General features: G+C 44.2%; 16 protein-coding genes. 15 read left to right on the plus strand and 1 reads right to left on the minus strand.

Annotated elements, in window-relative coordinates:
• Nucleotides 1-124 precede the first annotated feature (124 nt).
• From NSQ49_RS24685 to NSQ49_RS24755, 15 genes are all read left to right on the plus strand, one after another.
• On the plus strand, nucleotides 125-1,402 hold the full coding sequence (locus NSQ49_RS24685; protein WP_251284253.1) for an MFS transporter: 1,278 nt from the start codon (nucleotides 125-127) through the stop codon (nucleotides 1,400-1,402).
• Nucleotides 1,403-1,547: 145 nt separating this feature from the next.
• The gene (locus NSQ49_RS24690; protein WP_159867597.1) at nucleotides 1,548-2,084 is read left to right on the plus strand and encodes a cupin domain-containing protein; all 537 of its coding nucleotides are present in this window, start codon (nucleotides 1,548-1,550) and stop codon (nucleotides 2,082-2,084) included.
• 127 nt (nucleotides 2,085-2,211) lie between these two features.
• The gene (locus NSQ49_RS24695; RefSeq protein ID WP_159867600.1) at nucleotides 2,212-3,126 is read left to right on the plus strand and encodes a VOC family protein; all 915 of its coding nucleotides are present in this window, start codon (nucleotides 2,212-2,214) and stop codon (nucleotides 3,124-3,126) included.
• A gap of 23 nt (nucleotides 3,127-3,149) precedes the next feature.
• Nucleotides 3,150-3,941, plus strand: a complete 792-nt coding sequence (locus NSQ49_RS24700; protein WP_251284254.1) for an SDR family oxidoreductase — start codon at nucleotides 3,150-3,152, stop codon at nucleotides 3,939-3,941.
• 27 nt (nucleotides 3,942-3,968) lie between these two features.
• Nucleotides 3,969-5,690, plus strand: a complete 1,722-nt coding sequence (locus NSQ49_RS24705; protein WP_251284255.1) for a thiamine pyrophosphate-binding protein — start codon at nucleotides 3,969-3,971, stop codon at nucleotides 5,688-5,690.
• Nucleotides 5,691-5,704: 14 nt separating this feature from the next.
• Nucleotides 5,705-7,150: an aldehyde dehydrogenase family protein gene (locus NSQ49_RS24710; RefSeq protein WP_251284256.1), complete on the plus strand. Its 1,446-nt coding sequence runs from the start codon at nucleotides 5,705-5,707 to the stop codon at nucleotides 7,148-7,150.
• Nucleotides 7,151-7,162: 12 nt separating this feature from the next.
• The gene (gene nadX, locus NSQ49_RS24715; protein WP_251284257.1) at nucleotides 7,163-7,945 is read left to right on the plus strand and encodes an aspartate dehydrogenase; all 783 of its coding nucleotides are present in this window, start codon (nucleotides 7,163-7,165) and stop codon (nucleotides 7,943-7,945) included.
• A 93-nt stretch (nucleotides 7,946-8,038) separates the two neighbouring features.
• Nucleotides 8,039-9,346 (plus strand): aromatic ring-hydroxylating dioxygenase subunit alpha, encoded by a 1,308-nt coding sequence (locus tag NSQ49_RS24720; RefSeq protein ID WP_159867613.1) that lies wholly within the window; start codon nucleotides 8,039-8,041, stop codon nucleotides 9,344-9,346.
• 37 nt (nucleotides 9,347-9,383) lie between these two features.
• On the plus strand, nucleotides 9,384-9,893 hold the full coding sequence (locus NSQ49_RS24725; RefSeq protein WP_251284258.1) for an aromatic-ring-hydroxylating dioxygenase subunit beta: 510 nt from the start codon (nucleotides 9,384-9,386) through the stop codon (nucleotides 9,891-9,893).
• A gap of 15 nt (nucleotides 9,894-9,908) precedes the next feature.
• Nucleotides 9,909-10,694 (plus strand): SDR family NAD(P)-dependent oxidoreductase, encoded by a 786-nt coding sequence (locus NSQ49_RS24730; protein WP_251284259.1) that lies wholly within the window; start codon nucleotides 9,909-9,911, stop codon nucleotides 10,692-10,694.
• 29 nt (nucleotides 10,695-10,723) lie between these two features.
• Nucleotides 10,724-11,686 (plus strand): VOC family protein, encoded by a 963-nt coding sequence (locus NSQ49_RS24735; protein WP_251284260.1) that lies wholly within the window; start codon nucleotides 10,724-10,726, stop codon nucleotides 11,684-11,686.
• Between the two features lie 327 nt (nucleotides 11,687-12,013).
• The gene (locus NSQ49_RS24740) at nucleotides 12,014-12,778 is read left to right on the plus strand and encodes an alpha/beta hydrolase (RefSeq protein ID WP_159867622.1); all 765 of its coding nucleotides are present in this window, start codon (nucleotides 12,014-12,016) and stop codon (nucleotides 12,776-12,778) included.
• A gap of 107 nt (nucleotides 12,779-12,885) precedes the next feature.
• Complete coding sequence (locus NSQ49_RS24745) at nucleotides 12,886-14,511, plus strand: ABC1 kinase family protein (RefSeq protein WP_341071544.1); 1,626 nt, start codon at nucleotides 12,886-12,888, stop codon at nucleotides 14,509-14,511.
• 101 nt (nucleotides 14,512-14,612) lie between these two features.
• A complete protein-coding gene (locus NSQ49_RS24750) occupies nucleotides 14,613-15,581 on the plus strand; it encodes a bile acid:sodium symporter family protein (RefSeq protein WP_251284279.1) in 969 nt (322 codons plus the stop codon).
• Between the two features lie 543 nt (nucleotides 15,582-16,124).
• Nucleotides 16,125-16,577 carry a S1 domain-containing RNA-binding protein gene (locus NSQ49_RS24755; protein ID WP_159867626.1) on the plus strand — a complete coding sequence of 151 codons (453 nt, stop codon included), beginning with the start codon at nucleotides 16,125-16,127 and terminating at the stop codon, nucleotides 16,575-16,577.
• 95 nt (nucleotides 16,578-16,672) lie between these two features.
• On the opposite strand, the gene NSQ49_RS24760 is transcribed toward NSQ49_RS24755, so the two are convergent.
• Entirely contained in the window at nucleotides 16,673-18,346 is a 1,674-nt protein-coding gene (locus NSQ49_RS24760; protein WP_251284262.1) for a ribonuclease J, read from the minus strand.
• Between the last annotated feature and the right edge of the window lie 290 nt (nucleotides 18,347-18,636).

An 18,636-nucleotide genomic window follows, 5' to 3' on the forward strand; every position in this document is an offset into this window, starting at 1 on the left:
TATAAAACATAGAATGACTGAAGGGAGGGCAAAATCTACCACTCAAAAGAGATATTTTTATAAAGTATAATGTTTGAATAATGCATTTGAAAGCGATTTCATTAATCTTGAAAGGGGATCACAAATGCTGAAAGGGAACAAAAGATGGCTGTATATTGCAGTGCCTATATTCTTTTTCTGGTTTTTTGGACAAATTGATAAACTGGGAATCTCGGTTATTCAAACGGATCCCGGCTTCCTTAGTGATCTGGGGCTTACTGGGGCAGACAGAAATGCCAAAATTGGCTTAATAACTTTTATCTTTACAATCTCCTATGCGGTTTCAAACATTTTTTGGGGCTTTATTATTGATAAGGCAGGTCCTCGGAAAACAGCTGTATTCGGGCTGCTCATTTGGACTGCGACTATGATTGCAGGCGGTTTGGCAACATCTTATGAGATGTTTTTAATCAGCAGGGTCATTCTTGGATTCGGTGAAGGAATGATGATTCCGGTTTGCGGAAAATTCATTTCCAATTGGTTTAACCAGCGGGAGCTTGGCCGGGCACAGTCTACCTGGCTTGCGGGCAATTATTTCGGACCTGCCTGCGGGGCTGTTATTTTGACTTTAGTTCTTGCCACTTTCCATTGGGAAGCTGCGTTTTTCTTCCTGGCTGCTTTTAATCTATTTATTGTTATTCCTATGTTTTGGTTTCTTACGCGGGATACTCCTGAAGAGCATTATGCCATTGATCAAGAAGAGCTTGCGTATATCCGCAAGTCTGATGGCACTGAAAAACCAAAGAAAAGCTTTGCGCAGGACTACCGCTATTGGATCGTTTGGTTTGGGATGTTAATGTCATCGTTTTTGTTTTTCGGAATCAGCATTTGGCTGCCTACTTATCTCGTTGAGGCGAAGGGATTCTCAAGAGAGGCAATGACAGGGATTACTTCATTATCCTGGCTTTTTGCTCTGGGCTTTGTATTATCCTGCGGATATTTGGCAGACAAAACGAGACGACCAAGCCTGCTGGCCACGATTCTCTTCAGTTTAACGGCAGTCTTCTTAACGGCAGCTATCTTTGCACCACATCCGGTGCTGGCTGGCATTTGTATGGGACTCGCGATGGGAACTCAGGGCGGGGTCTTCCATTTAAGCAATTTGTTTATCGTTAAATTTTCGACTCCTGAAACAGCGGGGCGTGCTGCCGGTCTTATGGGATTCACCAACATATTGGGCGGTTTCTCAAGCTATATCATGGGCTGGATGAGAGACCTTGCAGGCGGGGATTTTGGCCCGTCTATCGTTATGCTTATTATCGCAGCAAGCTTTGGTTTCATCGCTTATATATTCACAATCAAAAAAGAAGCGGCAGAGCTTCGGATTGAGCACATTCCTCCAAAGAGTAAAGTAATCGTTTAATAGTTTTATATTTGAAACGAAGTTTTAATAATTTAATTTTTCTCAATATTTATAATTGACATATTAAATGTTGGGATTTATTATTAACCTGTAAGTAAAACATTGTTTTGTATATAAAACATAATAAGTTTAGGAGTGATAGGATATGTCAGCAGAAAAATTTGATGTGCAGGCTTTCGAAAAGAAATATGTAGCAAGGCTGCAAGATCGTACACTGGATTGGAATGTTCTTAAATTTCAGGAGGAAGTTGATCCAAAGTACAAAAGGGCGCAAATGAGGTATATCGGACGCGGAGCTACTGCGAATAATGATTCAAATGTGATTGCAGCGGAGCATTTCACACTGAGCACAATGGTGCTTCCAGCCGGATGTGTTGGGCCCCTTCATCTTCACGATGATGTGGAGGAAGTGTTCTTTATCCTTAAAGGGAGTGTAAAGGCTCTTATTCAGGAAGAAGGGAAGGACGAAGTACATGAAATTCGCCTGAATGAGCGTGATTGCATCAGCTCACCTCCGGGAGTGTACCGCGGCATTCATAACGATGGCGATGAAGAAGCGTTAATGCTGGTTATGCTTGGAGCAGTAAAGCCAAATCTTCCTACATATCCGAAAGGAAGTGCTCTTGAAGAGCTGCGCATTCAGCGTGCGAAAGAGAGAGAAGCTATCATCAACGGAAAATAATCGTTTCTCGCAAACTGGCATTCTGACCGGGATGATCCGCTGCATATAAGCCGGGTCATCCCGGTTCCTTTAACAAAAAACGTTCATCGCGGAGAATTGAAAATCTATTAATTTGGAGGTGCATGGGATGTTAGGTATAACGCACTTGAGGCACATCAGTCTCATTACTCCAGTTCTTGAGGAGCAGGCTGAATTTTACGAGAAGATTTGGGGACTTGATAAGGTATCCGAAAATAAGGATTCTGTCTATTTCAGAGGTGCAGGTTCAGAGAATCATATTTTACATTTGAAGCGGGGAGAAAAAGCGGGGCTTCACCATATTGCATTTGGTATGGTAGATAAGAACGCCGTTGACAGGGCTGCGGAGATTTTGGCTTCCAAGGGTATCCCGATTATTTCACCGCCGGGCTATTTAGATGAAGAAGGCAAAGGGTACGGACTGCGCTTTGCTGATCCGGAAAACCGCTGCATTGAACTTTCGGCATGGGTGGAAATGCACACGACAATCTGGAATAAGAAAAATGTGGATCCGGTAAAGCTCAATCATGTTGTCATGAATACGGCAGACCTTGATATGATCACAGACTTCTATACTAATATTCTAGGATTTAAGGTAACGGACTGGAGTGAACATCAAATGTCGTTCCTCCGCTGCAACAGGAAGCATCATTCAATAGCTTTCAATCAGGACCAGCATGCATCAGTCAATCATATCGCTTATGAAGTAGATACAGTGGACGAAGTGATGCGTGGGATTTCAAATGTCAGGAAAGCAGGTTATCAGGAGCTTTGGGGGCCTGGGCGCCATGGACCGGGGAATAACATCTTCTGTTACTTTCAGGATCCTGCCAAATTTGTCATGGAATACACGTGTTATCTGGAAACCATTGAAGATGAAGAGGAATGGGTGGCCCGAGTATGGAAAAGGGTTCCGCACCTGATGGATCAATGGGGAATAGCCGGACCTCCAAAACCGGAAGCACGTGCAGCGATGGGCGGAAAGCCTGATCCAGGATGGGTTAACGTGAATGCATTAACCTAAAGTGATTTGAAAGGGGTATTGTGATGGACTTTGGTTTAAAAGGAAAAACAGCAGTCATAATGGGCGGGACCTCGGGTGTAGGCCTCAAAACAGCAGAAATGTTCCTTCAAGAAGGTGCAAACGTTGCGGTATGCGGCAGAAATGAAGAGAGGAAGGATAAAGCATTTGACCATTTATTGCAATTCGGATCCCGGGAATCTATCTTTGCCGCCACCTGTGATGTAACAAATAAAGGGGATGTGAATCGTTTTGTCGATTCGGCAGCATCCCGGCTTGAGGGTATTGATATTTTAGTTAACGCAGCCGGACAAAGTGTTATGGGCCATTTCTTCGATATTACAGATGAGCAATGGCAGGAGCAGATTCAGTTAAAATATTTTGCCATTATCCATGCGGTACGTGCTGTCCATCCATATTTAGTGAAGCGCGGAGGCGGACGGATCATCAATATTAATGCGACGCTCGCAAAGGAACCTGAAAGACATATGGTTGCTACGGCTGCGACAAGGGCAGGTCTATTAAACTTAAGTAAAACGCTTTCCCAAGAGCTTGCATCAAATAATATCCTGGTCAATTCCGTAAGTCTTGGACTAATCCGCACTGACCAGTGGGAACGCAGACGGATGAAAAACGCACCTGATATGGATGCCGAGGAATATTACAAAGATCTTGCAGCAAAACGGAAGATCCCGCTGGGCAGGGTTGGAGAAGCAGAAGAAGTAGCAGGTGTCATTCTCTTTTTAGCCTCAAAGCAGGCAAGTTATGTTTCAGGATCTACCATTGAAACAGCTGGAGCGCTGGGGAAAGCGCTTTAATTTAAAGTAAAGGCAGGAATGATCAGGATGAGCCAACAGGAACAAATGGTAATGGCACCGATAAAAGCAAGTGAACAAATGGACTTTACTGCAGCAGATGCAGTTGTGAAGGAACTTGTCCGTGCTGGGGTTGAGGTGGCATTTGGGATTGTCAGCATTCATAATATGCCGATTTATGATGCCATCCTCCGTGATGGAAGTATTCATCTCGTATGCTCCCGCGGGGAGAGCGGTGCGGCAAATATGGCAGATGGTTATGCCCGTGCAACAGGGAAATTGGGAGTGGTCATCACGAGTACAGGGACAGGTGCAGGAAACGCAGCTGGTTCCTTGATTGAGTCCTGGGCAGCGGGAGTTCCGGTTCTTCATATAACAGGCGAGGTTGCAGCTCCCTATTTGGGAACAGGACGTGGCTATATTCATGAGTGTAAAGACCAGCTGTCTATCATGGAGGGCTCTTGCAAAAAAGCCATGCGGCTAAGAAGGCCTGAACAGGCATCAGCCGTTATCAGGCAAGCGATTAAAGAAGCATCCGCTGCACCGTCGGGCCCTGTTTCAGTAGAAATCCCAATCGATTTCCAATCAGCGATCATACCAGATTATTCGTTGGAAGAGGTGCATGCATCAGTACAGGAAAACAGCTCCATAGCGTATCTTCCTAAAAAGGTTATTGCGAGGATCAGCGAGGCCCGCCGCCCGGTCATTTGGGCAGGAGGGGGCGTCATTAGCTCAGGGGCTTCCAAAGAAGTGCAGGAGCTGGCCGAAAGAATCGGGGCAGCGGTTATTACGAGCCAATCAGGCAAGGGCAGCATTCCGGAGGATCACCCTCAATGCATTGGCCACTTTGCCTCATTTGAATTAACAAAAGAGTTAGTGAAGCAATCGGATCTCCTGATCAGCATTGGGGTCAGATTTAGAGGAAATGAAACGTCCAACTGGAAAATAGAAGTTCCTGAGAATCATATCAGCATTGATGCCGATCTGCAGGCAATGAACAGAAATTATGCTGCCGCCATCGGTCTGGCAGGTGATGCTAAGCTTATTTTAAGAAAAATTAATGAAGAATTGGCAAAGGATGCAGTATCGCCTTCTGAAGAATATTTGGAAGAAGTCCTTTCAGTAAGGAAAGAACTGCGTCTGCAGCTGCGGGCAACGCTTGGACCATATGAGAAAATAGCTGATGCTATGCGGAACATGCTCCCTAGGGATACTGTATTGGTGCGTGATGTTACGGTACAGGCAAACGTCTGGGGCAGCCGGTTATTTGAAATTTATCAGCCGCGTACATCCATTCATGCTTCAGGCGGTGGAATTGGGCAAGGATTGCCGACTGCAATCGGAGCACAAATGGGATGTAAGGATAAACAAGTAGTTTTATTAGCTGGAGATGGCGGCTTTATGGTCAATGTAGGGGAAATGGCAACGGCCGTACAGGAAAGCCTTCCAATAATCGTCATCCTGTTTGATGATGCAGGATATGGGGTCCTCCGAAATATTCAGGAAGCCGCCTATGGACGGCAAGTTGCGGTCGATTTACATAGCCCCGATTTTGTTTTGCTGGCTCAGTCCATGGGATTTGATTCTGCAAAAATCGGTTCTCCGGAAGAATTTGAATCGGAGCTTGTGAAGGCAATAGACAGGAGAAAACCATCCATGATCGTAGTGGATATGGAAGCAGTCGGGCCAATGGCGAAACCATTTGGAGGGCCTCCTGGCGCGGCGGAAGCGTTCAAACCGAAAAAGTTGTAAGGGAGTGATTTATAGTGATTTCGACGTATCCATTTGTTTCAGGAAAATATTTAGTGGCTGGTGAGTGGATCCAGTCAGAAAATACTGCCCATGTCCTTAATCCCGCTGATCACCAGGAAATTGTGGGAGAAGTGGCTTTGTGTTCTGAAGATCAGGTTGAAACCGCCATTTCTGCTGCAGCAAAGGCCTTCAATACCTGGTCGGGAAGTGAGATTGAGGACCGGGCAAACCGGATGAAGCAGGCTGCCGACGAAATTAGAGCAAGTATCGAAGAGAACGTTACTTTGCTGATCCGGGAGAATGGAAAGGTGCTGGTTGAAGCGAAAAAGGACCTTCTTCGCTGTGTCGATATTATGAAGGAAGCTGCCGATGAGCTGCTGGAATGGTGGAAGCCTGAATCCATTCCCGGTTCACAGAAGGTCCAGATCCGCAAGCGTCCCAGCGGGGTAACAGCGGTGATTTCTCCATGGAACTCGCCAATGATTCTTACCTTTAAGCGGGTGATCCCGGCTGTTCTTGCCGGAAACACAGTCGTCGTAAAGCCGGCGACGAGCTGTCCGCTGACAATTATGTCCTTCCTCAAAATAGCAGCTTCCTATTTTCCTGACGGAGTCATTAATATTGTGACCGGTTCAGGAGGGGTGATTGGCAATAAGCTTTGCTCAGATCCGCGAATCCGGACGGTTGCATTTGTCGGCAGTACGAAGACCGGGAAAGAAATCATGCGGGCTGCTTCAGGCACAGTGAAAAAGGTGTATATGGAGCTTGGCGGGAATGATGCGGCTATTATCCTCAAGGATGCCAATCTGGATGAAGGTGCAATAAAACGTCTGCGTTTTGGTGTTCTTCGGGCAGCAGGCCAGGTGTGCTCAGCCATTAAAAGGATCTATGTCCATGAATCACGATACGGAGAGCTGGTAGAAAAGCTAAGAAAAGAATTTCAGCATATTAAGGTTGGAAACGGCATTCAGCCGGATGCCGAGATGGGACCTTTGAACAATAAATCTCAGTACGACTATGTGAATGGCCTGATCGAGCGTGCCAGAAAATCCGGAGCTACTGTCATCACAGGTGGGATTCAGCTCGATCCGGAGTCCTGGGATAAAGGCTACTTCATACTTCCTGCCATTATTACCGGTGTGGATCAGCAAAGTGAAATTGTCCGCGTTGAACAGTTCGGACCTGTCATTCCGATCCTTCCATTTAAAGAGGATGAGGAAGCCATCACCCTTGCAAATGACAGCGAATTTGGATTAAGGGCTTCTGTATGGACAGAAGATGAAACGAAAGCAATTGAATTGGCAGACCGATTAGAAGCAGGTGCTGTTTTTCATAATAATCATACTGTCTTTCAGGATCTCCATCTGGACTTCCCAGGCTTAAAGGAAAGCGGACTTTCACGTGAAACGCGGCATTGCGGCCTGGAGTTTTTTGCAGATTCCTATGGCTTTGCCAATTAGGAGGATACCGAAATGAAAATAGCCTTAATAGGAGGCGGGAATATAGGCAGGTTCCTGCTGCAAAGCATTAATAAAGACTGCTTAATCCCTAATGCGAAAATTATAGGCCTTCATACCCGCTGCCTGGAAAAAGCAAAGGATCTATCACGGGAGTTTAAAACAGAAATCTTTTCAGACGTGGAATCCCTATTAAAATCAGATGCCGACCTGGTAATTGAAGCAGCAACTGTTGAAGCTGTGGAAGAGTATGCTGCTTCCATTTTGCTTTCCGGCAAAGATCTGGTCCTCAGCAGTGTCGGGGCACTGGCAGACCGGGAATTTTATCATTGCCTTGAAGAGATCTGCCTTTTAAATCATACGAAAATCCATTTGCCATCAGGGGCAATTGGCGGCCTGGATGTACTAAAAGCAGCTAAATCGATTGGGGAACTGAAGTCTGTCTCCATTATCACCAGGAAGCCTCCACACGCACTTCCTGGTGCCCCGCTTGATGAGGAAAAGGTGCTTTTTGAGGGATCTGCGGCCGAAGCTATTCGATTGTTCCCAAGGAATATCAATGTTTCCATCATTTTGTCTCTTGCGGGATTAGGTGCCGAAAATACCGGAGTAAAAATCATATCCGACCCGGCAGTCATGAAAAATAGCCATACGATTGAGGCAGCAGGTTCTTTTGGAAAGCTATCGCTTCAAGTCGAAAATGACCCGATGCCTGACAATCCAAAGACAAGCTACCTGGCAGCCCTAAGCATTCTGGCTTCACTGAAAAATAGGGAAGAAATAATCCGGGTTGGATGAGATGTGAGCCTGGTGAAAAGCAGGAAGAGAATCGTTTATTCTTTTCCTCTCTCCTTGGAGAAGCTTATTTTAAGACGAAGGGGGAATTTACATATGATCAAAACGACAACCAGAAATGTAGAAGAAATGACCCAAAATGAAACCATCGACTACTTAAATGAAACAGTACAGCCTGAGGCCGGCTCCATTCCTGCCTTTATCCTGGCAGATCCTAAAATCTATGATATTGAGCATAAAAAGGTGTTTATGAAAACCTGGCTTTTTATTGGCCATGAATCGGAAATCCCCAATAAAAATGATTATATGTTAAGAGATTTGGCAGGGTACTCGATTATTATTACAAGAGATTCAGAGAATGAAATCCGCGGCTTTTACAATATGTGCACACACCGGGGGATGAAATTATGCCGTGCTGATAAAGGAAATAAATCCTCATTTGTATGCCCCTATCATGGCTTTAATTTTAAAAACAATGGTGATCTTATTGGGGTCCCTCTGCAAAAGGATATCTACGGAACTGACCTGGATAAGTCCAAATTGGGACTTCACAAAATAAGAATTGAATCGTATAAAGGCCTTATTTTTGGAACCTGGAATGAAGAAGCCGAGTCACTTTCAGATTTCCTCGGGGATTTCAAATGGTATCTGGACATTTTAGCCGGGCGTGCTGAAATGGAAGTCGTCGGCCCTCCGCAACGATTTATCATCCATTCAAACTGGAAGGTGGGAGCAGATAACTTTGTCGGCGATTCCTACCACACAATGGTCACACATGGATCCATTGCAAAATTGGGCATGGTGCCAAGTGCGACCTATTCGAAAAAGGGGTACCAAATCCACACAATAAACGGGCATGGTTTAAATTTGGGCACTCCTAACCCTGACTTCGCATTCCCGGAAGAACTAAAAGCTGAATATAAATCCAATTTAACAGATGAACAATATGATGTGCTGGCCAATTTGAAAAATATGATCGGAAACATCTTTCCAAACCTGAGCTTCCTCATTTCGCATACAAAAGTGAAAGGGCAGCTGATTTCGAATACAACTGTTCGGATGTGGAGGCCGATTGGTCCTGACAAAATGGAGGTAATTGCCTGGTTCCTGGTAGAGAAAAATGCGGCAGAGGACTGGAAGAAGCGTTCAAGGGATTCTTTCATTTTAACGTTCAGCCCATCAGGCATTTTTGAACAGGATGATACAGAAGTTTTTACTGATATAACTGCTGCCGCATCAGGCCACATGCCTGTTATGAAAGAGCTTGTCTACAATTATACGATGGGCTTGCACCGTGAACCGGTCACTGATTTCAGCGGTCCTGGTGTTGTCTATGATGATAAGTTTTCCGAAGCAAATCAGCGGAACTTCTATCGCTGCTGGCTCGATCTCATGAATGCTTAAGTAAACAGGAATGATGCCTGAAATGGGGGAATACAGAATGAGTTTAGAGAAAATGCTCGCAACCTATGAATTTGAACAATGGCTCTACAGGGAAGCTGAACTTCTTGATGATATAGATTTTGACGGCTGGTTTAGCCTAATGCATTCATCCCTGATTTATCAAATGCCTGTACGTGTCAATAAAGAAGGCACTGAAAGGCCGGATTATGCGGCAGATATGTTTTCTTTTAATGATGATATAGAGCTGCTGAGTCTGAGAGTCGAACGGTTAAAAACGGATTATGCCTGGGCGGAAATTCCTCCTTCCCGTACCCGCCGCTATGTAAGCAATGTCAGATTGAAAGACTATATCCCGAATGAAAAAGCATCTGTAAAGAGTTATCTGCTAATCTATCGCAGCCGCAGTACAGACATCCATCATGACCTGATTTCAGGAGAACGGCGTGATGAATTTATATATGAAGATGGGGTCTGGAAATTATCCAAGAGGGTTTTCATTGTCGATCAGACGACACTTAATACGAGAAATCTAGCTATTTTTGTATAAGGAGGAGCATCCAGTATGGCACGGCTTAGCGGAAAATCAGTCTATTTAACCGGTGGCGCCTCCGGCATCGGCAAGGCGGTTACTGAGAGTTTTATACGAGAAGGAGCCTTTGTAACGGTGCTGGATAAGTCAGCAGCCGGCCTTGAGCAATTGAAAAAGGAATTCGGGGATCATGTTCTATGCATGGAAGGGGACGTCACTGTATATGAGGATCACATTCACGCTGTGGAAGCTGCTGTGGAGGCGGCGGGGAAACTGGATGTGTTCGTTGCCAATGCCGGCGTATTCGACGGGTTTGCCAAATTTAGTGAAGTATCACCAGAGGCCATGTCAGCTGCCTATGACCTGTTATTCAATATTAATGTCAAAGGCTATTTTAATGGGGCAAAAGCTTCAATGGCTGAATTAAAAAAAACAAATGGAAATATGATCTTTACGGTTTCCGGAGCCGGCTTTTACCCGGACGGGGGCGGAGTCTGGTATACAGCCAGCAAGCACGCGCAAATTGGCTTAATGCGCCAGCTTGCCTTTGAATTAGCCCCGGATATCCGGGTGAACGCAGTTGCCCCTGGCGGCACATTGACCGCCCTTAATGTCATCCATCCGCTTAAGCCGTTTGTGAAAGCAGTCGATCAGGATACGAAAGCGAAAAGCATTAAATCCCGGAATCCCCTTCGCATTGCCATGACAAGTGAAGACCATGTGGGAGCATATGTATTGCTGGCTTCAGATCAATCCCGGGCCATAACTGGCGAAGTGATTTCCAGTGATGGAGGACTTGCTGTACGGGGACTATCATGAAGGAGAAGCGTTATTTAGGAGGTGTACTTATGGCAAATAGTAAAACCGCTAAAGAGCCGTTAGCAGGAAATCAGGCGATTAACCAGCTGGCATTTGTTGTTCGGGACATTGAAGAGGCATGTGAGGCTTTTTCGGGATTACTGGGAGTTCCCAAGCCAGAATGGTTTTTAACAGGTGATCAGGAAGTATCAAAGGTAATTTACCGCGGAAAGCCTACTGCATCAAGAAGCAAATTAGCATTTCTAAATACGCCAACTGTTCAATTTGAATTGATTGAACCAAATGAGGAACCAGGCACGATGCGGGAGTTTTTGGATAGAGCTGGAGAAGGCATACACCATATTGCCTTTGATGTGGAATCCATCAGCGAGCGGATGCCATTTTTCGAGGAAAGCGGGTACCCATTACTGCAAAGCGGAGAATTTACATCGAGTGAAGGCAGATATATTTATGCAGATACCTTGAATGACTGCAAGCTATTGGTTGAGCTTCTGGAAAGCTCTGAGGGAAGAAATACTGCGGCTGCCCCTGAATTACTCAGTCCATTGCTTGGAACAAATAAAGTCGAGCAGCTTGCCATTGTCGTAAAAGATCTGGATGCAGCTGCAGAAGCTTACTGTAAGCTTCTCGGTGCCGATATGCCGGCCATTATACAATCAGGCCCAAGTGAAACGGCACAGGTTATGTTCAGGGGTCAGCCAACAGAAGGTTCATCAAGATATATGTTCATCAATACACCGCTTATTCAAATTGAATTAATCGAACCGGGGGATTCACCAAGTACTTGGCAGGAGCATCTGGAAACATACGGGGAGGGTGTCCATCATATTTCTTTTGTAGTTGATAATCTGGATGAGAAAATCAGATTGATGGAAGGAATGGGATATCCAGTCATTCAAACTGGCAACTTTTATAATGGGAACGGCAAATATGCCTATATGGATACAGCCTCAACTTTCAAGGTGATTATTGAATTGCTTGAAAGATATTAAGCTATGAATGAACGGGTGCACGTGAAAGTGCAGCCGTTTTTTGGGGGTGGCTCAAAATATGGATGATTGTTGGAGTTATTGGGATTAACTATTATACTTTTCATATTTTTGACTGTTTTTGCGAAGTTTGTTGCTATTTTTATTATTTTTACTGAGCGGATAGCAGGGAGTATTTGAATTCTGTTTGTCTGCAGCATTCTGTTTAAGACTGCTTAGTTCTAACCGCTGCATATAGTAATAAAACAGTTCTTTGAATAAATACAAGTTGACAGGTCGGAATAGTAGGTAATATAATGTGAATAATTAATTCTGAGGGAGGAACAGATTATGACTGAACATTATCCTGTTTTGGACGGTGCAGAATCATTCTACTATGAAGGCAATGAAATCGGGATTCTGATCACACATGGTTTTCTGGGAACTCCCCAGAGTGTACGGTTTTTGGGGGAGTCATTTGCCAAGCTTGGCTATACGGTCTATGCTCCAAGGCTTAAAGGCCACGGCACGCATTATAAGGATATAGAAAATACCACTCATGAGGATTGGTTTGCGGAAGCAGAAAAGGGTTATCTATTCCTAAAAGAAAGATGCACATCTGTTTTTGCTGCAGGCCAATCCATGGGCGGTGCCCTGACTCTTTGGCTGGCAAATAAATATCCTGAAATTGCAGGTATTGCACTAATGAATGCCGCACTAAGGGTTCCATGCTATGAATATTTAAAAGGAAAAACAAATCCAAGATACCTGGATGAAGGGGCACCGGATATAAAAAAAGAGGGAGTAGAGGAAATTACGTACGGGAAAGTTCCTATCCGCTCCATCTTTGAATTGCAGAATGTCATGGAAAATACACCAGACTTACTGCCGTCCATTAAAACACCTGTAATAGGCTTTAAATCATTAGAGGATCATGTTGTGCCTGCAGAGTGTACGGATTTTATTCTGGATAATATTGGCTCCATGGAAAAGAAAGCTGTATCCCTCTATAACTCCTATCATGTGGCATCTATGGACCATGATAAGGAAGAGATTGTGAACATCATCCATCAGTATATCCGGCAAAATATCGCAAGCAGCTTGTCCTTTGTGTAGGGCGGGCTGTTTTCTTATGTCATGAAACTTATTAATCATGATATCGTATAAAAGGAGATTCAGCCTATTATGCAGAATAAGACAGTACATTTAACATGGGGAAGAAGATGATCGAAATGAATACGAGAAGTAAATGGCTCCGCATGTACAAAGTTTTTTCGCTGGCACTTCTCATTATCTTTCAAATTTACTGGTTTAAATGGACACGGAAATCAGAAGCAGAGTGGGAAAAATTATGGTCTGGCATCGGCAGAAAATGCCGGGCAACACTTTTTGAATTGGAAGGGCTCCTGATTAAGATTGGCCAGTTCATCAGCATTCGTTCTGATTTGCTTCCAAATGCGTTCATTCAGGAGCTTCAAGACCTGACGGATAAAGTACCTTCATCGGAATGGAGCGAAATCCAGAGTATTTTAAACGAAGAATGGGAAAGCGGCCTTTCTAAAAGGGTGGTAGCGATTGAAAAAGAAGCCATAGCTTCCGCTTCAATTGGAGAGGTATATAAAGGCGCTCTGCAGGATGGCACAATTATCGCCATTAAAGTGCAGCGTCCCAATATACAGTCCATTGTTCATATCGACTTCAGAATTTTAAGTATTCTTGTTTGGTTCGCGGATCGATTTGCCCCTATTCCTAAGGGATTCATTAATTTAAAAGTCCTTTTTCAGGAGCTTAAGCAGGTAATTGAACGGGAGCTGGATTTTACAAAGGAAAAGGATACCCTGCTGTATTTTAAGGAGCGATTTAAAGACAGTGAGATGGTGAAAATTCCGGACGTGCATCAGGAGCTTTGCACCCCAAAAGTGCTTGTCATGGAATGGGTGGAGGGGAAAAGACTCAATGATTTGGCAGCGATTGAAAACCTGGAGATATCCCGCGAGGATCTGGCACGCCGTTTGATGAAGCTCTTCCTGCCGCAATGGCTGGAGCCTGGTATGTTTCATGCCGATCCCCATCCAGGGAATGTGCAGTTCACAAGGGATGGGAGGATCATTCTTCTTGATTTCGGCATGGCTGGTGAAATTTCAAAAAAAGATGCCGTATCTTTTCAGAAATTAATAGAATCCATTCTCGCAAAAAATTACAGTAAAGCAGTTGAAAGTCTTTCAGAGCTGGGATTTCTTCTGCCGGAAGCGAATGCGGGAACAATGGAGAATCTGCTTTCAGACTGGATGGCATTTGATCTCTCTCAAGTAAAAGAGCTGGATATAGTGGCACTTAAGCTTGAACTTAACGATCTGATTGCTGCTCTTCCGATCCAGGTGCCAACCCGCTTTGTTTTTCTGGGCAGGTCATTTATGACTATAGAAGGGATTGTTCGCCAACTGGCAGGGGAAGATGATCTTCTTGAGCTTGGAAAACCTGTTTTTATGGAATGGCTGAGTTCACAGGGGAATAGGTGGTCCTTTATTTGGAACATTATTCAGTCCCAGCCTTTCTTTAAAATTTTCCATTCAGCAGCGGAGTTCCTGGAAACACCGCGTAAATTGGAAAAACTGCATGAGGCCGGGCAAAGAAGGGAGTTTCAGTTTACAATCTATGAAAATCGGAAAAGACAGCTTTTTCAGCTATTCTTGCTAGGTTTAGCAGGGGCAGGATTTGGTGTTTATACAGAAGAAATGCTAATCACACAGTTTTCTGCAGGTATAGCTGCCATTGCGCTTTTTGGGTATGGAGTGAACAGCTGGAGACTGGGAAAATGGCTGAAATATATGCCGGAAAAACGGAGATAAGAGGAAAGAGCCGATTTTGGCTCTTTTTCACTTTTGATATCCGGATTATGTTAAAATGTATAGTTATCTTAGTAATTAATCAGAAAAGGAGAGTACTCAGTGTGCTGATTCAAATCAATAAACAGCTGGAGAAAATGATGCCATTGATTACTCCAATAAGCGTCGTTCTTGGTGTTATGCTGGCAGGTTATATAAAGGATTATGCCTTTATCATTCCATGGGTTTTTGCATTTATGACGTTTTCGGGCAGTCTGAACTCGAGTTTTGGCAGTTTAAAGGAAATCATTCATCATCCAAAGCCGCTTTTTCTCATTTTGATCTTGCTTCATATTCTGATGCCTCTATTTGCCTGGAGTACCGGTACACTTGCGTTCGGTGATGATTCGTTCACCATTACCGGTCTGGTATTGGCTATGACCATCCCGACTGGCATATCAAGCTTTATTTGGGTATCCATATATCGCGGCAATATTCCGCTGACATTGTCCATTATTCTGGTAGATACCTTTCTGTCACCATTTATTGTACCGCTTACTTTATCGGTATTTTTTCAGAAATCTGTTCAGATTGATACTGTGCCAATGATGGCTGGTTTATTCGGGATGATTGTTCTGCCTTCTTTTCTTGGCATGCTCTTCAATCAATTTGCAGGAAGAACCGCTCAAGCACTAAGCAGCCGTCTTTCACCTTTTTCAAAGCTTGGCATGGCCATTGTGGTTATGCTCAATGGTGCTATAGTTGCCCCGTATCTTAAGGAGGTAAACCTTAAATTAATCTTCACCGCGATTATTGTATTATGTGTGGCATTTATGGGCTATCTGATATCATTTATTATCGCAAATTTACTGAAGTACGATCAAGGCACAACTGTGTCTGTTACGTTTAATGGCGGGATGAGGAATATAAGTGTTGGCTCTGTTCTGGCAGTCACTTATTTTCCGGCACCTGTTGCCGTGCCTGTAGTCATCGGCATACTATTTCAGCAGGTATTAGCGTCACTGTATGGGGTAATTATGAAGCGGCATTTCAGCAGGAAGGTTCTGCAGGAAGGGCATACTAGTAAGATTTAAGAGGTATTTTTGCAGATTAGCAGCAGAACGCACGCAAGATGCAGCTATCTGCACAAAAAAAGCGTTATGTGCACATATCTCTTTTTTCTCCACACAAAAAAGGGCTATGCGCGCATAAATATGGTTATCCGCACACAAAAAAGGGCTATGCGCACATAAATATTGTTATCCGCACACAAAAAAGGGCTATGCGCACATAAATATTGTTATCCGCACACAAAAAAGAGCTATGCGCACATAAATATTGTTATCCGCACACAAAAAAGAGCTATGCGCACATAAATATTGTTATCCGCACACAAAAAAGGGCTATACGCACATAAAAACACGTTATCCGCACACAAAAAATTTTTTTGATATAAAAGAGGGGATTTCGTTAGCACAATGGCCCAAAATGCAGTAAATTACATCAAAATCACTTAAAAACAGGGTTGAAACCCGCTTATTCCGGGTAGAATATCGGTGGTATATTGCCGGCATTGAAATTATCTTAAAAAAAAGTTATAATAAGACGTTGTTAACACTACCGAGGGGGAAGTTTTTTTGTCAATCGAAATTGGAAGCAAGGTACAAGGAAAAGTAACAGGTATTACAAATTTCGGAGCTTTTGTTGAGCTGCCAGGCGGCACAACAGGTCTTGTTCACATTAGTGAGGTAGCGGACAGCTATGTTAAAGATGTGAATGACCATTTAAAAGTTGGCGATGAAGTAACTGTTAAAGTGCTTAGTGAGAAGGAAGGCAAAATTGCCCTGTCCATCAAAAAAGCAGTGGACAGACCGGAAGGCCAATCTTCATATTCTCAGCGCCCACCGCGCCAGGGAAGAGATGATCGCCGTGGCGGTTCCAGAGATTTCCGTTCAAAAGGAAACTTTAAGCCGAAGGAAAGCTTTGAAGACAAAATGGCAAAATTCTTAAAATCAAGCGAAGAAAATATTTCTTCATTGAAGCGCAATACTGAAGGAAAGCGGGGCGGCCGAGGCGGACGCCGCGGCTAAGCAGCCCTTTAGATAATGGGAAACTCCAATCTGAAGGAACTGATTCGAGTTATCCTGTGATAAAGGCAAGCCGATCAAGGCTTGCCTCTTTTCGTTTAAATTTCAATTATGATTGGCAGGATCATTGGTTTGCGCTTTGTTTTTTCAAATAAGAACTGTCCAAGTGATTTTTTGATGCTCTGCTTGATGACATTCCACTGGCTTTTATCCTGTTCTGGTAGATCGTTGACGGTCTTTTCCGCAATCCTGTTGATATCTCTCAGCAGGTCTTCTGATTCCCGTGCGTATATGAAGCCTCTGGAGATCGTATCCGGCTTTGATATCATTTTGCGTTCACTCTTGCTCATGGTCAGCACGATCACAAGCATGCCATCCTCGGAAAGCTGCTTCCTGTCGCGGAGCACGATGCTGCCAATGTCTCCGACACCCACACCATCCACATACGTATCGCCTGCAGGCACCCGCCTTGTCTGGCGCGCTTCGCCGTCGGCAATATCAACGACATCCCCATTTTTTATGATAAAAGTGTTCCCTTCCTCAACACCGATCGATTCAGCAAGCAATTTATGATGATGAAGCATTCTGTATTCACCGTGAATGGGAATAAAGTATTTCGGCTTCATCAATGTAAGCATTAGCTTCAAATCCTCCTGGTAGCCGTGGCCGGACACATGCATTCCGGTAGAACTGCCTGAACCGTAAATCACTCTCGCGCCCAGTTTAAACAGGTTGTCAATGATTTTAGAGACATCGCGTTCGTTCCCTGGGATCGGGGAGGCAGCCAGAATGACGGTATCCTCAGGATGAATTTCAGCGTCACGGTAATTTCCGGAAGAAAGGCGCGAGAGGGCAGCCATTGGCTCACCCTGGCTGCCTGTACAAAGGATGCATATCTTGTCAGGAGCCAGATGCATGGCTTCTTTCGGATTAATAATCATTCCCTCGGGCACGGTCAGATATCCGCGTTCGATCGCCACTTCCACCACATTCACCATGCTCCGGCCGAGCAGGACAAGCTTTCGGTTCGCTTTGATGGCTGCAGCCACCACCTGCTGGACACGGCTCACATTGGAAGCGAATGTTGAGATAATGATTTTGCGTGGGGCTTTCATAAATGCTTCCTCAATGTTCTCTCCGACAATATGCTCCGTTGGCGAAAATCCGGACCGCTCAGCATTCGTGCTTTCTGAAAGAAGGGCAAGAACTCCTTCCCGGCCGATTTCAGCCATCCTGTGGATATCAGCATGCTCCTGATTAACTGGGGTCAAATCAAATTTAAAATCACCCGTATGAACAACCTTTCCCTCTGGTGTATTAAACACAATTCCCAGACAATCCGGGATGCTGTGATTCACCTTGAAAAAGCTGGCGCCTATTTCACCAAAATCAAGGCGGGTATCAGCGTCAATGGTGATCAGCTCTGACTCACGCAACAGGCGATGCTCCGTTAATTTTAATTCAATCAGCCCGAGTGTAAATCTCGTTGCATAGACCGGCATATTGATTTTTTTGAGAAGATAGGCAACTCCTCCGATATGATCCTCATGTCCATGCGTCACAATCAGACCTCGTATTTTCTCTCTGTTTTCCTCTAGGTATGTAATATCCGGAATGATTAAATCTATCCCCAGCAGGGTCTCATCAGGAAATTTTCCTCCGGCATCTATTACAATCAAATCGTTATCGTATTGAATCACATACATGTTTTTCCCAATTTCATTAATGCCGCCAAGAGAAAATATGGATAACTGCTTACCGTTTGACTCCATATGCAGATCCTCCCACATTTAGATTTCTCCTCTTAGCATTCCCATTTGAATGTGTGAAATGTAGAAGAGCAAGAAAAAAAATAGCGCAAAAGCGGTGACAAAAGACTTAACCAATCCCATAAAAAAGCTTTAGTCCTTTAAAGTAGCTCTATTACTGGAATTGTCCCCATTTGCTATTGCATCTTTATCCAACGGAATACCCGTAGATACATAGGAAAAATTCAGACAAGAACATAAATTAGGGATGAACTCCTATTGACGATGATAATCATTATCATTTAAAGTGTCCA

It is taken from the genome of Cytobacillus sp. FSL R5-0377, from assembly GCF_038004385.1.
Taxonomy (GTDB): Bacteria; Bacillota; Bacilli; order Bacillales; family Cytobacillaceae; genus Cytobacillus.